The organism is Acinetobacter sp. P37, assembly GCF_057480965.1.
This window is the reverse complement of sequence record NZ_JBLIYY010000013.1, coordinates 1-14,184: the sequence shown is the minus strand read 5'-3', so window position 1 is coordinate 14,184 and position 14,184 is coordinate 1. Positions and strand designations below refer to the sequence as shown.

Here is a 14,184-nt window from a genome sequence, read left to right as displayed (position 1 = left end):
TGTTTTTATTTATTATATTATTTTATGTAAGCCCACAATAGTGCTATAGAAAAAGTAGAATCCACCGAGTTTTGTTTGGATTGGAATTGATTGCATTTGGTTTTATTCACTTGTATTTTCAAACACTTAAATAATTTAATGGTTGTATAAGATTGCACTCATTTGGCTGTATTTGTAGCTCAACAGTCTATAAATGAGTCTACAAATTGCAAAAAAATATTTTTTTTGATTTTTTGTAGACTGCTTTAAAAACTCATTAATTTTCACTATTTTATCATTGTTTTTTGCATAAAAGTAAAACCGCCCGAAAGCGGTTATTTTTGACGATGAAAGTTATAAATCTTTTGGAGTATTTATTTTATTGGCGGGCTAGAGATGGAAATAAACTCTCTACGATACGTTGGGTACTCCATAAACCAATTTCTTGATGATGCATATGAGGTGCTAAATACTTTAGAAGTTTGTTAATCTTGTATCCTGTATTCGTACTTCCATCAAATTGTTTCTTAAGCTCAGCCATTTCATGGTTCGCTAAATAACTAAATGAATTGGTCTCTAGGAAGTTTTTTACAAACTCATTATTCACTTGATTTTGTTTCGAATCTACTGATTTACCTGCAATCCAGTCATAAATAAAAGTTTTTTCAACAGCATTAAACACTCCAAACATTTTACCGTCTTCGTTGTGAATCATCTGCCAAAACCTACTCTCTTCAGGTGGTCGATTCAATTTTATCCAGCCCATACGGACAAGTTCAAAAATAAACTCTTCAACACTATCATCTTCAGACAGCCATTCATTCGTTGTTTTATTATTAAACATGCACTTATTGCTATGCATGTGTTTACCAACGATCGCCTTTTTCTTAAATATTTCTAGCACCATCTTTTCAGTGCTTAAATTTTTAATTATCTGAACTGAACTCATTCCTTTGTTATTTAGGAGATAGCCGATTTTGAGTTTACGAATGAACTCTTCTTTAGATCTGTATCTTGTAGAAAGTTTTTTAATGGCATTGGTCGCAAGCTGCGCATGCCCATTATCAAAATTATCTATCGTGATATGAACATTAAAATAGTGTGCATCAATTCCAAGTTCTTTTAACTCGTAATTGCTAATTAGCAAATGTAAAGGAAGTTGTTCATAGCCTAAATTAAAACCTGCTATCTCTGGTATAAACTCTGAAGGTGCATATGCAAGCGCAAGCTGTATTGCTGCCTGATGGTAATAGGCATCAGATAAGTTTAAAGATAGTTGATTCAAACCATGTGCCAGTAGTAGGTTGTCGTACATTCTCACGTGATTGGCTTTTTCTGAACCGAGACCAAGTTCCTCTAAATATATCTGAATAAAATCTCTAAATACTGGATCATTCCAATACTGAGTAAAGCTATATAGCCATGAACCATCCACTTTTTTTGTGGGTGCAACCTTGTATAAAAACTCATAAGCTTTACTAACTGATGAAAAATACTCTCTTCCTCCACCTTGCTTTCTTCTATCTAGGTATTCTTTATAATATTCACACTGTGTACGGTTATTATGATGAATCCAATCGACAAGATGGTCTATCTCATTTGGCATCTCATCAATGTGCTCGAGAGTTAGAATTTCATTTTCTAAAACCTTAAATGCCTTTAATTCTTTGGCTGAATTAGGTATTGAAGCATCTAAGAAGAACTCAACAATTTCGAAATATTTCTGATGATCTTTGGTTATTAAATTTAAGATTCTTTCTTTTACTGCTGTAGGCATTATAATTCTCACGCGGTAAATGATTCTTCTTAACCATAGTTCAGAAAATAAGTAGTATTTGTTAATTTTTTTAATAAAATTTAACGCAATGTAATATTTTAAAAATTTTAATATATAAAACACACCTTTAGCATAATTTTTAACAAGTTTTTAAAAAGTAACATTTTTTTTGATGTGACTTAATTCACATATTCATATTTAAATATCAATTATGATTCTTTTATAAAATATTCATAGGATAATTTATATGAAATCAATTTTTGACTTTATTTCTAAAAAATCCCTATCGATAACGCTATTTGAAAGTGCGAGTGCAGGTTATTTAGCATATAGAATTTCACAAGATAAAAACTCTGGAATACTTCTGGATGGTTCTATTGTTAGTTATGACTTACTATTCAAGAAGCGTATTTTAAATATAAAACAATCACTTATAGATAAATATACTGCTGAATCCCCAGAAGTAACCACTCAAATGATTATAAATGGAAAAAAATTATTTAAATCAGATATTTATATTTCTTGCACTGGACTTTTAAAGCGCGGAGGATCCGAAAACAAAAAGAAACCTGTAGGTACTTTTTTCTATTGCATTTATTTTAAGAAAAAATTTTATAATTTCAGAATTTTAACTAAAGGTAAGCCTATCAAAAAATTAAAAATACTATATAAAGCTCTATGCAAGTCACTCACTAAAATATTAAAAAATTATTATTGTTAGTTTCATGTAATTAAAAAAAGACTATTTATGTATATAAAACAGCCCCTAAAGTTTTACTTTTAAACAAATTGAAACTTAATAAAGATTATGTAACATCTTTAATAATCATATTAGCAATATTCATGTTAATAATAAATGATCTACTGTAATTGAGTAGATTATCTAATTAATCTTTAAAGGAACAGTATTATGTCTAATTATAACCAAGATCAAAATAATGATACTCGCTTACAGCACCAACGTGGCGATACTAAAAAACCTCAAAACCAACAAAATCAGCAGTCTGATCAACAGCGTCAGCAAAATGGTCAGCAACAACAACAGCAACCGCAACACCAACAAAACCAGCAGTCTGATCAACAGCGTCAGCAGAATGGTCAGCAACAACAGCAGCAACCCCAACGCCAACAAAATCAGCAGTCTGCTCAACACCGTCAGCAGAATGATCAGCAACAACAGCAGCAACCCCAACATCAACAAAATCAACAATCTGATCAGCAGCGCCAGCAGAATGGTCAGCAACAGCAGCAGCAACCCCAACGCCAACAAAATCAGCAATCTGATCAACAGCGTCAGCAGAATGATCAGCAAGACCAATAGTCAAAGTAACAACATTAATTTTTATTTGCAGAAGTAGCTCAGGGATCACTACTTTTGCAATTTATTAAATAATTTATCGGAGTTATTACTATGAACGACCATCAAAATGAACATCCAATACATCATGACTGGCGCACGGATTACTCCAATAGACCGTACTATGGGGATCTGCAACGCGAAGTGCCAGATATAGATTATGACCGTGATCTAAGGTCAGCTTATGAGCTTGGTGAGCGCGAACGTCATTTATACGGTGAAAATGCGCGTTTCGAAGATTCTGAGCCGGATTTACAAACCAAATGGGAAGAGTTTAAAGCAGATTCTCGCTTGAAATGGGAACATGCTAAGCATGCGATTAAGGATGCTTGGGATAAAATTTAACCCTGTATGTATGTAAAACTAGAATTAATAAATTGTATCAAATATGGACTTCATAAAAATAATTCTGCATGACACCTCTTTTAACTTTGCATTGGAAATTATTTTCCGATGCATCATTATGTTTATCTTAATTATTATTTTTTTAAGATTTTCAGGGAAAAGAGGTGTCAGGCAACTTTCAGTATTTGAGTTAGCTATTATTTTAAGTTTGGGATCTGCAGCTGGCGATCCCATGTTTAATGATGATATCCCCATCATTCAAGCACTCATAGTATTTGCAGTCATTATTCTTCTCTATAGATTAACTACATACCTCATCATGAAATCAGATTCGTTTGAAACCATGTTAGAAGGTAGGCCAATGTATATCGTCAAAGATGGCTTATTGATTGTTGAAGATATCAAACAGGAAAAGTATTCATATGACGAATTTTTTGCTGAGTTAAGGCAAAACAAAATAGAACACTTAGGGCAAGTCAAATCAGCCTTACTTGAAACAGATGGGTGTCTAAGTGTAATCCCTTATGCCAAGGATAATATTAAATGGGGACTACCAATTTTTCCTGATCACTACCAAAAAGCACAGCGTTTTGATTCCAAAAAATACTATTCGTGCATGCTGTGTGGTCAAACACAATTTATTAGTTCTCTAAATGCTCAGTGCCCCCGCTGCAAATGTGACCGCTGGGCTGAATCTGCTTTTTATTGTGAAAGTAGCTCCAATCAACCATCAGATTGAACATAAAATAGACAATTTTTTACTTTAATTTTGCCAAGCATCTTTATTGTCTATATTAGCTTTATGCAATAGCAAAACCTTATCTAGCACATGTACTAAATAACATCAGACAAACGGATGTAGCTCATGAAAAAATCAAATAATCCTAAAATTGATCAGTTTGAAAAAGAGGCATATGTAGCCCCTAAAGGTAAAACACTGACCTCATCTTTGGGTGTACCTGTAGCTGACAATCAAAACAGTTTAAAAATAAATCAGACTGGTCCTACTCTGTTAGAAGATTTTCTCTTACGAGATAAGTTAATTCACTTTGACCGTGAACGTATCCCTGAGCGTGTTGTGCATGCTCGTGGTGTTGGAGCGCATGGTTATTTTGAAGCTTATGAAGGCAACGAAAAATGGACTAAGGCTAAATTTTTGACTAATACTCAAAATCCAACACCAATCTTTGTCAGAATTTCTACAGTACAAGGCGGACGCGGCTCAGCTGATGTAGTCCGTGATGTACGCGGATTTTCCATCAAATTTTATACCGAAGATGGAAACTACGATTTAGTCGGTAATAACATTCCTGTATTTTTTATTCAGGACGCAATCAAGTTCCCTGACTTTGTCCACGCAGTGAAGCCTGAAGATCCGAACGAAGTTCCTACTGGTCAATCTGCGCATGATACCTTTTGGGATTTTATTTCTTTAAATACCGAAGCCTCTCATATGACAACCTGGGTGATGTCAGATCGTGCTATTCCTAGAAATTTACGATCGATTCAAGGTTTTGGTGTACATACCTTCAGATTAATTAACAAAGATAATCAGGCGCATTTGGTTAAATTCCACTGGACACCGAAACAAGGTGTTGCCCAAGTCGTTTGGGATGAGGCCTTAAAGCTTAATGGTAAAGATCCCGACTTCCATCGTCGCGATCTATGGGATGCCATTGAACGTGGCAATTATCCTGAGTGGGAATTAGGGGCACAGATCTTTACTGAAGAAGAAGCGGCGCAATGGGACTTTGATGTGTTGGATGCTACAAAATTGGTACCTGAAGAGCTCGTACCTATTACTCCACTAGGTAAATTTACTCTAAATCGAAATACAGATGATTTCTTTGCAGAAACAGAGCAAGTTGCTTTCAGTCCAGCCAATATTGTTTCAGGAATTGATTTTAGTAATGATCCTTTATTACAAGGTCGTCTGTTCAGCTATACAGATACCCATTTGCACCGTTTAGGTACTGCAAACTTTAATCAAATTCCAATTAATAAACCAGTCTGCCCCTTTCATACCAATCGACGTGGCGGCTATGCAAACCATGAAGTCTATAAAGGTAAAGCGAATTATGAGCCTAACTCTGTAGATGAAAATTGGCCTAGAGAATCTAATAATGATCCGCATGCATTTCGAACCCATCCTGAACAAATCCAAGGCAGCAAGTTAAGAATTAGACCAGAAAGCTTCGCAGATCATTTCTCGCAAGCGACCATGCATTACCAAAGTCTTGCTAAGCATGAACAACAGCATATAAAGGATGCCTATGCATTTGAACTTTCAAAAGTGAAAGCTGTTGAAATTAGGGAACGGGTCGTAAATGAAGTGCTTGCAAATATTGACTTGGATTTAGCGAAATTTGTTGCAAATGAATTAGGGTTAGCTGCTCCGACTAAGCAAAATAAATCGGTTAAGAAAGCTACCGTCGCTAAATCTGATCACTTAAGCACATTGGCATACCCTGCATCTGATATTAAGCAACGAAAAATTGCTCTGTTGGTGCACAACGGCGCTAATGCTTCCTCTATCGATGCAATCAAGACTTGGGGCGAATCAGAAAGTGCTGTAGTTGAAGTTTTAGCCCCTAATGCAGCGCCAGTTAAATCTAACGATGGTAAAGAAATTGCAGTTAATGGACGTCAAAATGGCGAACCTTCAGTTACCTACGATGCTGTCGTTGTTGTTGATGGAGATAATTTAGATGAGTTCTTAAATGATGGTGTAGCTAAACATTATGTATTGGAAACATTTAAGCATCTTAAACCTATAGTTTTATTGGGTGATAAAGAGGCTTTAATTAAAGAGCTTAATCTGACTCAAGATGCTGCGCTTTTCACTTCACAAAGTTTCAAAGATGTCAGTGATCAATTTAAAACAGCGATACAGAATCACCGTTATTGGGACCGTGAAGATAAGGTTGCTTCTATACCGGCCTAATTTAACTATGAATAAAAAAACCGCCCTTTTGGGCGGTTTTTTATCTATTGGTTCTTGGTTCTAACTAGATTTAAAAAATGTAGATGACGTTCGTATTGATCAATAACATCTTGCAAAATATCTTCTTGCGTCCATTCGATGATGTCATAATTTTGACCACCTTCCCTCAAAAACACTTCAGCTTGGTAATCTTGTGTAATTTCATCTGAATCAGTCATAAAACTTGGTGTATTTTTTTCTTGAACAACCACTTGGTAGATAAAGTTAATCTCATCTTGATGGTTTACACGTAGCTGCAAGCCATCATCTACCGTGTTTACCGTCACATCTAAATGACGACGCTTAAACTCTTTTTGTAGATTTGAAAATGCCTGGCTTACCGTTGTATCAATATACTGTTCAACTTCTTCACGTGTATGCGGATAATGCATAATCAATCCTAAACGTTGCTGCCAACTTCTTGGATTATGAATTGCTCTAGGTGTAATACGTGCATCCTGTAATGCTTGCATCTTGGTTGCATCTAAATGTAGAGCCTTGACTAGCCCCCAGCAAATTAAAAGCATTACAAAAGTAAATGGTAATGCACTCAACATAGTCGCTGATTGCAAAGCACCTAAACCTCCAGCGAACAACAAAACAATCGCAAGCACTGCCATTAACGTTGTCCAAAACAATCGTTGCCAAGTCGGAGAGTTTTCCGATTTTGCTGTTAAATAGTCTGTAACTAAAGCCCCAGAGTCTGCCGATGTCACAAAAAACAACATGACCAGAATGGTCGCCACAAAACTCATCACACCTGAGAATGGCAAGGTCCCTAAATATTCAAATAATGCAACGGATGAATCTCGTTGCACTGCAGAAATCAGCGAGGTGTTCGCTTCGTTTAAAATACTATAGAGTGCAGCATTCCCCATGACTCCCATCCAGATCAGCGTGAAGCCTGTTGGAATAAGTAAAACCCCTACAATAAACTCACGAATAGTACGTCCTTCAGACACACGCGCAATAAACATACCTACAAATGGTGACCATGAAATCCACCATGCCCAGTACATAATTGTCCAACCACCGATCCAACCATCAGACTGGTAGGCATATAAATTAAAAGTCATATTGAACAAATTTGAAATGTATTGCCCCGTGTTTTGGATAGTCGTTTGCAATATAAAAATGCTTGAACTAGCAAAAAATACAAATAGCAACAGCACTAAAGCTAGGCCCAGATTAATCTCTGATAATCGTTTAATACCCTTGTCTAAGCCCATAAATACAGATAAAGATGCCATAGCTGTAACAATGACAATTAAAATAAGCTGCGTCGTCGTTGAATATTCAATTCCGAATAAATAATTTAAGCCAGAGTTAATTTGGGTTACACCAAAACCTAATGTTGTTGCGACACCAAATACTGTACCGATGGTCGCAAAAGTATCCACACCATCACCAATTGGACCATAAATTTTCTTTCCAATAAGAGGATATAAAGCAGAGCGAATCTTAAGAGGTAGATTATGTCTATATGCAAAGTAAGCTAAAGCTAAGCCCACAATTGTGTAAATTGCCCAAGCATGAAGTCCCCAATGAAAGAATGTTACACGCATGGCTTGCTGCGCTGATTGAATTGTTTCAGGCTCACCAGTTGGAGGTGAAACATAGTGCATCACTGGTTCCGCAACGCCGAAGAACATTAAGCCAATGCCCATACCAGCTGTAAATAGCATAGCGAACCAAGAGCTATTACTAAACTTTGGCTGGCTATGATCTAAACCAAGTTTAATTTTACCCATATTTGAACAGGCAATATAAATAAGCACTATTAGAAAAATGGCTACAGATAGCACATAGAACCAACTGAATGAGTTTGTAACCCATTGATTCAGTTGTTTAGTTATTAAATCAAAAGCATTGGGAGCTAAAAATACAATGGCAATAAAAATGCCAATAATAACAACTGTGCTAATAAACACATTTGGATTCACATTGGAATACCATGACGGTTTCAATGAAGACATACCTTCCCTATTCCGTTTTATTTGTAAGACAGATCTGAATTGATCAAAGAGATATCCGCTATTTGCGGAAGAAACAGGCTTGTATTGAAAAGTGCTGGCATTTTCATTTTCGTTTGAAAATTTAAGGCTGACTCATTCAAAGCCATTGCTTAGAGTTTGAGCATGTTATCATATTTTTAGATATATAATCCAATATTAAGTAGTAAAGCAAATTAAGACCACTACTAAACTATTTATTTCGTCAATTAATTTTCTTATTCAATACTCTCTTGAAGTGCTTTAGAAGTAAGTGAGTTCTTAGAAAGTAATTATAATTTTGCTTAATGTAAGCATTTTTTCACTTAGTTTTTGGGCTTATATAAGTAATATTATTTATCTGTTAAAAATGGTAGTAAAAGGATTAATAAAACTTAAAAAGTTAAACAATGATTAAAGATCAAATACTTAATACATAAAAAAACAAAATGAGCTTAAAAGCAATTTATAGTAATTAATTCACTTTCAAATTAAAGCAGGCTTATAACATGAATTCAAAAACCCGTAAGCTCCTTTTAGCTGGTGGTGCAGTACTTATTGCAGGTTCATTGCTCTCAACGGCAAATGCAAATACTACGGAAGTTCAAGCGGTACCAAAAGTAGATTTAAATAAATATCTTGGTACTTGGCATGAGATTGCACGTAAGCCACTTTATTTCCAAAATAAATGTGATTATAACGTCACGGCTAAATACTCTTTAAATGAAAATGGTAACGTGAAAGTCGATAATAGTTGCTATAGCGCAGACGGCAAACTTAACCAATCAATTGGTGAAGCATATGTTCAGAACGCGCCAGCCAACTCGAAACTTAAAGTGAGCTTTTTACCAAAAGCAATTCGTTGGTTGCCAGTAGGCCGTGGTGATTATTGGGTTTTAAAAATTGATGATGACTATCAAACTGCATTAGTTGGGTCACCAAATAAAAAATATCTTTGGGTGCTCAGCAGAACTGCTAACCCCAACCAAGCCACAGTTGACGAATACCTAGATTATGCAAAATCTATCGGTTTTGATTTATCAGATCTCATTAAGACTAAACATAAATAAGCTTTAAAAGCCCTCTTATTGAGGGCTTTTTAATTTAATGATCCATTATTTGTATTAAATTTAAAAATAAGTGCTTAGAACAATATATGCTTTCTGCGCTAGGCAAAGGCTCTTTTCCTAAACTGATTACAAATAAATTTATCTTTCTAATAATTGACCAATTTCTAAATTTGAATATCCACGATCTTTGAAAATTAAAACAATTGCTTGCTTATACACATCAGAATCAGAAGATTTATATTTATTAATAAGTTGCAGCTCTGAATTAAGCTGGAGATCATTTTTTATAGTCAATACTTCCGTAGAGACTTTGTTAAAAATCTTTAAGTTAAACATACAGGCACTCGTTATCCGCGTTATAGCGGCCCGACTACAACAAATACCTGCCTTAGCATAGCTAGACACCCTTGGCCGAAAGGATTACAAATTAAGATAATATTTTCAAGTTTTCGTATTTCCAATAGATAAAAAGTATCCAAAAAAACTATAAAAAGGTCGTAAAACGCCCAAATCAAAACTTATTTCTAAATAATACAATGTAATTTATCTAGCCAAGAACGTAAGAACATAAGACCCTTTGTATCCCTTCTATTTCAATCCCTGATATCAGCGTCTATTTACGATAGGCTGAATGCTCACTCACATTGAAATAGGATAATATTCTAATGACTACTATTAATGTTGAAAATATTAAGAGCCATGCAGATGTAATTGCTTCATGTGGGACTAAAGTTGGTGAAGTAGACCACTTGCAAGGTTCGGATCAAATTAAACTGACTAAGCATGGTGATGGTCATCACCACTTAATTCCAGTTTCATGGGTTGGTGAAATTACAGACAATAAAATTGTACTGACTAAAGACTCTCAAGAAGTTAAAGATAATTGGATTGAAGCTTAAAACCCTAATCCTAAAAAAACCCTCTTAATGAGGGTTTTTTCATATCTGCTGTAATAATCATTGGAGGAAGTTAGTCTTTATCTAATGTATGAGGTGTTGTCGTCTCTTCATTTTCATTGCTGTCTTTTTGCTGGCAACCTACCAGCCCCAATACGAATACCACGCTTATAATGGCTAACGTTTTCATACTTTAGGCCTATATATTTGTTAAAACTCTACACTAACAAAGCATGACGATTACTGTGTAAATTTATGAAAATCATTGATGAGATAAATAATAAGAAAGTCTTTAAATAAAGTTTTTCATATATTAATGATTGTCTAGATTATGAAGTTATCCCTACATTCAAATAATTATCTTTCACCCAGGCCAATAATTCTTGTGCTGGTGCTAGACGTATGGCGTCTTCTTCCTCGGCCTGATCAATCAGATCTGAAGGTGGGAATGGTCTAAAGTATTCCAAGTTTAGCTCCTATTATTGAGCATGACTTAATCCTGCTCTAGCTTCGATGATGATTTTTTGAATTTCTTCCCGTCGTTGTTTCTTCTTTTCATGGTAAATCCACACAGAAGAAATCAACACACTTATAATTAGTCCGCCAATCAGTACTTGTAGTCTTGTAAAGGCCATTTTTTATTGCTCTTATCATGTAGTTTTCATTTAATTAAATTAAGCATTTAAATATTAAAACTTAATGGCAATTAATGACAAAAACCCGTCAATTATTGACGGGTCAAGACATGACATGTCATTACATGTTTAGTAAATATTTTTTTAGAGAATTTGGATATTGCTGGCTTGCTTGCCTTTCTTGCCATTTGTAATTTCAAACATTACACGCTGACCTTCCTCTAGTACTTTATAGCCATCGATTCGTACTTCACTATAGTGTGCAAATAATTCTTCACCAGTATCGGAAGCAATAAATCCAAAACCTTTTGTACCGTTGAACCACTTCACTGTACCGTTTGTTAAATTAGACATTCATATTCCCTTTAAGTAATTATCAGTTTAGAAATTGCTGTAAATATTAATTAACAAGCATATTCAATATAACCAATAATCCTTAAATATGAGGATACAACTGTTAGATCTATGTGAATCAAGTTCTTGTTTTATTTTGCAATTACGCACAAAAGTGATAAATTTCTCTCATATTAAGGTAATAATCAGATATAGATTGTAATGTTCGATCATTCACACTTTCCATAAATTGAATGAAAAAAGCCCCACATATACATGTGGGGCTTCACTCAATTCATTTGCGCTGATATGAGCCAGTAAATTATAAAGCACTTTAATCAAAATATGTATTCAAAATATATCTTTAAAGCTAATTAATATAAACTATCGATTCAACTGCGTGTATGCCCATTTTAAAAATTTATCTTTATCATGAAAGTTTGGTACATTGATTAAGTGAATAAAACTCACTGCTCCAAATTTACCCGCAATCTTTTTAGGATCAACAATTTCAAAATCATTGTCATTACCTAAATTAAGTTCTTTGAAAAACTCCAGAACCTTGTTATGCAAACCTTGCTGTGAATGTTCAGTTCGCTCTATCAGAAAATCATAAATCTGGCTTAAAACATGTAATTCAAAATTTTTATTCATGACTTTCTTCTCATAATTGTTAAGGTTGAAATCCCAAACTAACGGTTATTATGAGAAAATTAAAGTAATCTAACATCCTGAAACAATATGCTTTGAAATATCTAATTTAAGATAACTCATGTTTTTTTAAGCTTTTAGTCAGGCCTTTGCCCGCCCCATATTGATATCTGCAAGTTCAAATCTGTGAAATCGACAACCCATTTTTTCAGCATGGTCATATAGATCAACACTTTAGGCTTTTGTTGCAAATTTGCCTTTACGACCACCAGAACATGTTGCGATTTCAATTTGCATTTGATGTTCAAGGAGGTGTAAAAGTAAAAACGCCAATGCTTCGTAATATTGAAATGAAAGTACTCCTCATACTTCATTTTCATTCGGTCTAATATTTATTTTAGTCGCTCGAGTGCTTCTCAGTATTTTTCACTGGCTTTAGGTAAAGGCCTGGTGCGTGGTTTCTTTTTGGGACGTATCTTTTTGGTTAGCGCGTTATATACATCAGGCTCCATATTTCACCCAATAAAAAACCTCCCGGAGGAGGTTAATTTAATTGCATGTAAAAATTAAAATAACTTAAATATTTTTCCAGTTTTATCACTGTAGAAATGCATATCAAAGCTAGGCTTAATTATTTCATCATCTATATTTAGATAACGGACGCAATCACCATAACTATTTGGCTCATCAGAGGATTTTTCGCACATAGCTTCAAGTGTATAAACAGCGCCATGTTGATCAACCACATCTAACATTACTTTGTTTAGTAAAGTATCCATGTATTATCCATCAATCCCAATGATTTCACTCGCTTGGAAACCACGTTGACCTTTTGATACGCTAAATTGTACACGCTGACCTTCAGCAAGTGATTTGAAACCACCTGAAATGATTTGAGAAAAATGAGCAAAAACTTCTTCGCCGTTATCAGCCGCGATGAAACCGAAGCCTTTAGTATCGTTAAACCACTTAACAGTGCCTGTAGTTAAATTTGACATAATAATTTCCTTTAATAATATTTAATTTAGAGTTCTTCAAAAATTAAGAAAATAAATAGTTAATCTATAAATAATTTAATTAAAAAATTTAGCTCTAAACTGTTTAGGTTTGAGAGTGAATGTTTAAAAATACAATTTATATAGTTTATTTAGTTCAGTATAAAAAGATTTACCATCAATATTTAAAGTTAGCTTTTGTCCTGACTCTAGGACAACTTGTTTAGCAACTTCAACTAAGGTTTTACCATTCAAATTGCTTTGAATTTTTTTTAACGGAATAATATTCACACGAATTTCATCGCCGTTAGTTGCTGAAGCAGTAGTCCAGCCGTTAGATATGTTCATTTATTGACTCATATAATGAGCTTTTGTAAACAGAATAGTATTAAAAATAAAACCAACTTTAATTTTGGAGATTGTTCACTTAAGAAAAATTTAAACTTATGATATTTACAGTAGCTGTGAAATTTAAGAAAAGATATAAAAATTAAATCATTATCTTAAAAATATGATTTAAGGAAAACCCACGGATAGCTGCAGGCTTCCCTTGATCGGCATGATGCGAATTCATGCTATGCGTTAACTGTTTGAATTTGATGCTTGAACATCAGAATGGAGGGAATACGCAATTCCGTTAACAACTCAAACACTACCGTTCCGCTTACGGATTCGATCGAACACACTATATCAGATATATTAATATTCACCTAACCTTATTTCAATTTTATTTATATTTGTGATTTTTATATTCTCTTCCTGCTAGCTATCCAATATTTGTGTGATAATCATTGCAATACTTTATGTAAATTTCTAAGTCGTGTTTTGCCTGTACTTTGTCTGTCATATAGTCACCAAAAAAATCCCGCTACTTCCTAGCGGGATTTTCTGAAACTTTAAATTATTTTGAGTCGTTATTTCTTTACATTTAAACAACTCTGACAAAAAAATTAAATTTCCATCAAAGCACTTTCGTGTAACCATCTCACTATGTATACTAATCATACATTTTATAAGTTGTAACATTTTAATGGCCCTTGATATATTAAATTAATTATTTAAATTTAATAACATAAATATTAAGCCTCTTTCATAAATCAAAAAACGAACAGTCTCTTGCTGATTATTTGTACCGAAGAATTTTAAATATTCATGCATAATCTGCGGATGAA

16 protein-coding genes and 1 pseudogene are annotated in these 14,184 nt (G+C 34.1%); 7 read left to right on the top strand and 10 right to left on the bottom strand.

Annotated features, from left to right (window positions below; all coding sequences use genetic code 11):
- Positions 1-358: 358 nt before the first annotated feature.
- Entirely contained in the window at positions 359-1,756 is a 1,398-nt protein-coding gene (locus tag AC25JC_RS12245; RefSeq protein WP_486924122.1) for an iron-containing redox enzyme family protein, read from the bottom strand.
- A gap of 247 nt (positions 1,757-2,003) precedes the next feature.
- Here AC25JC_RS12245 and AC25JC_RS12240 point away from each other — a divergent pair, with 247 nt between their 5' ends.
- The 5 genes from AC25JC_RS12240 to AC25JC_RS12220 all read left to right on the top strand — a co-directional run bounded on the left by AC25JC_RS12240 (position 2,004) and on the right by AC25JC_RS12220 (position 6,402).
- Positions 2,004-2,477: a CinA family protein gene (locus AC25JC_RS12240; RefSeq protein ID WP_486924121.1), complete on the top strand. Its 474-nt coding sequence runs from the start codon at positions 2,004-2,006 to the stop codon at positions 2,475-2,477.
- A 189-nt stretch (positions 2,478-2,666) separates the two neighbouring features.
- On the top strand, positions 2,667-3,077 hold the full coding sequence (locus AC25JC_RS12235) for a hypothetical protein (RefSeq protein ID WP_486924120.1): 411 nt from the start codon (positions 2,667-2,669) through the stop codon (positions 3,075-3,077).
- Positions 3,078-3,161: 84 nt separating this feature from the next.
- The gene (locus AC25JC_RS12230) at positions 3,162-3,458 is read left to right on the top strand and encodes a hypothetical protein (RefSeq protein WP_078193446.1); all 297 of its coding nucleotides are present in this window, start codon (positions 3,162-3,164) and stop codon (positions 3,456-3,458) included.
- 43 nt (positions 3,459-3,501) lie between these two features.
- Positions 3,502-4,197 carry a DUF421 domain-containing protein gene (locus tag AC25JC_RS12225; protein WP_078193447.1) on the top strand — a complete coding sequence of 232 codons (696 nt, stop codon included), beginning with the start codon at positions 3,502-3,504 and terminating at the stop codon, positions 4,195-4,197.
- A 126-nt stretch (positions 4,198-4,323) separates the two neighbouring features.
- Positions 4,324-6,402 (top strand): catalase, encoded by a 2,079-nt coding sequence (locus AC25JC_RS12220; RefSeq protein WP_486924119.1) that lies wholly within the window; start codon positions 4,324-4,326, stop codon positions 6,400-6,402.
- A 44-nt stretch (positions 6,403-6,446) separates the two neighbouring features.
- Here the strand turns inward: AC25JC_RS12220 and AC25JC_RS12215 are convergent, their stop codons facing one another.
- A complete protein-coding gene (locus AC25JC_RS12215) occupies positions 6,447-8,417 on the bottom strand; it encodes a BCCT family transporter (RefSeq protein WP_486924118.1) in 1,971 nt (656 codons plus the stop codon).
- A 524-nt stretch (positions 8,418-8,941) separates the two neighbouring features.
- On the opposite strand from AC25JC_RS12215, the gene AC25JC_RS12210 reads away from it, so the two are divergent.
- Entirely contained in the window at positions 8,942-9,502 is a 561-nt protein-coding gene (locus AC25JC_RS12210; protein WP_486924117.1) for a lipocalin family protein, read from the top strand.
- A gap of 138 nt (positions 9,503-9,640) precedes the next feature.
- On the opposite strand, the gene AC25JC_RS12205 is transcribed toward AC25JC_RS12210, so the two are convergent.
- Positions 9,641-9,838, bottom strand: a complete 198-nt coding sequence (locus AC25JC_RS12205; RefSeq protein ID WP_111883685.1) for a hypothetical protein — start codon at positions 9,836-9,838, stop codon at positions 9,641-9,643.
- Between the two features lie 329 nt (positions 9,839-10,167).
- Here AC25JC_RS12205 and AC25JC_RS12200 point away from each other — a divergent pair, with 329 nt between their 5' ends.
- Entirely contained in the window at positions 10,168-10,401 is a 234-nt protein-coding gene (locus AC25JC_RS12200) for a DUF2171 domain-containing protein (protein ID WP_078193451.1), read from the top strand.
- 338 nt (positions 10,402-10,739) lie between these two features.
- Here AC25JC_RS12200 and AC25JC_RS12195 read toward each other — a convergent pair.
- From AC25JC_RS12195 to AC25JC_RS12165, 7 genes and pseudogenes are all read right to left on the bottom strand, one after another.
- Positions 10,740-10,865, bottom strand: a pseudogene (locus AC25JC_RS12195) (putative metallopeptidase); the annotation flags it as partial.
- A 12-nt stretch (positions 10,866-10,877) separates the two neighbouring features.
- Entirely contained in the window at positions 10,878-11,033 is a 156-nt protein-coding gene (locus AC25JC_RS12190) for a hypothetical protein (protein ID WP_180171438.1), read from the bottom strand.
- A 144-nt stretch (positions 11,034-11,177) separates the two neighbouring features.
- Positions 11,178-11,387, bottom strand: coding sequence for a cold-shock protein (locus AC25JC_RS12185; protein WP_111883687.1), 210 nt, complete (start codon positions 11,385-11,387; stop codon positions 11,178-11,180).
- Positions 11,388-11,750: 363 nt separating this feature from the next.
- Positions 11,751-12,020, bottom strand: a complete 270-nt coding sequence (locus tag AC25JC_RS12180) for a hypothetical protein (protein WP_078193453.1) — start codon at positions 12,018-12,020, stop codon at positions 11,751-11,753.
- Between the two features lie 563 nt (positions 12,021-12,583).
- Entirely contained in the window at positions 12,584-12,796 is a 213-nt protein-coding gene (locus AC25JC_RS12175; protein WP_180115731.1) for a hypothetical protein, read from the bottom strand.
- 3 nt (positions 12,797-12,799) lie between these two features.
- Positions 12,800-13,015, bottom strand: coding sequence for a cold-shock protein (locus AC25JC_RS12170; RefSeq protein WP_180023751.1), 216 nt, complete (start codon positions 13,013-13,015; stop codon positions 12,800-12,802).
- Positions 13,016-13,138: 123 nt separating this feature from the next.
- Positions 13,139-13,360: a transposase gene (locus tag AC25JC_RS12165; protein WP_067766975.1), complete on the bottom strand. Its 222-nt coding sequence runs from the start codon at positions 13,358-13,360 to the stop codon at positions 13,139-13,141.
- Positions 13,361-14,184: the final 824 nt, after the last annotated feature.

Bases quoted from the DNA above. Each gene is read 5' to 3' on its own strand.
- AC25JC_RS12245 (WP_486924122.1), bottom strand. From the start codon at position 1,756: ATGCCTACAGCAGTAAAAGAAAGAATCTTAAATTTAATAACCAAAGAT.
- AC25JC_RS12240 (WP_486924121.1), top strand. From the start codon at position 2,004: ATGAAATCAATTTTTGACTTTATTTCTAAAAAATCCCTATCGATAACG.
- AC25JC_RS12235 (WP_486924120.1), top strand. From the start codon at position 2,667: ATGTCTAATTATAACCAAGATCAAAATAATGATACTCGCTTACAGCAC.
- AC25JC_RS12225 (WP_078193447.1), top strand. From the start codon at position 3,502: ATGGACTTCATAAAAATAATTCTGCATGACACCTCTTTTAACTTTGCA.
- AC25JC_RS12220 (WP_486924119.1), top strand. From the start codon at position 4,324: ATGAAAAAATCAAATAATCCTAAAATTGATCAGTTTGAAAAAGAGGCA.
- AC25JC_RS12215 (WP_486924118.1), bottom strand. From the start codon at position 8,417: ATGTCTTCATTGAAACCGTCATGGTATTCCAATGTGAATCCAAATGTG.
- AC25JC_RS12210 (WP_486924117.1), top strand. From the start codon at position 8,942: ATGAATTCAAAAACCCGTAAGCTCCTTTTAGCTGGTGGTGCAGTACTT.
- AC25JC_RS12205 (WP_111883685.1), bottom strand. From the start codon at position 9,838: ATGTTTAACTTAAAGATTTTTAACAAAGTCTCTACGGAAGTATTGACT.
- AC25JC_RS12200 (WP_078193451.1), top strand. From the start codon at position 10,168: ATGACTACTATTAATGTTGAAAATATTAAGAGCCATGCAGATGTAATT.
- AC25JC_RS12190 (WP_180171438.1), bottom strand. From the start codon at position 11,033: ATGGCCTTTACAAGACTACAAGTACTGATTGGCGGACTAATTATAAGT.
- AC25JC_RS12185 (WP_111883687.1), bottom strand. From the start codon at position 11,387: ATGTCTAATTTAACAAACGGTACAGTGAAGTGGTTCAACGGTACAAAA.
- AC25JC_RS12180 (WP_078193453.1), bottom strand. From the start codon at position 12,020: ATGAATAAAAATTTTGAATTACATGTTTTAAGCCAGATTTATGATTTT.
- AC25JC_RS12175 (WP_180115731.1), bottom strand. From the start codon at position 12,796: ATGGATACTTTACTAAACAAAGTAATGTTAGATGTGGTTGATCAACAT.
- AC25JC_RS12170 (WP_180023751.1), bottom strand. From the start codon at position 13,015: ATGTCAAATTTAACTACAGGCACTGTTAAGTGGTTTAACGATACTAAA.
- AC25JC_RS12165 (WP_067766975.1), bottom strand. From the start codon at position 13,360: ATGAACATATCTAACGGCTGGACTACTGCTTCAGCAACTAACGGCGAT.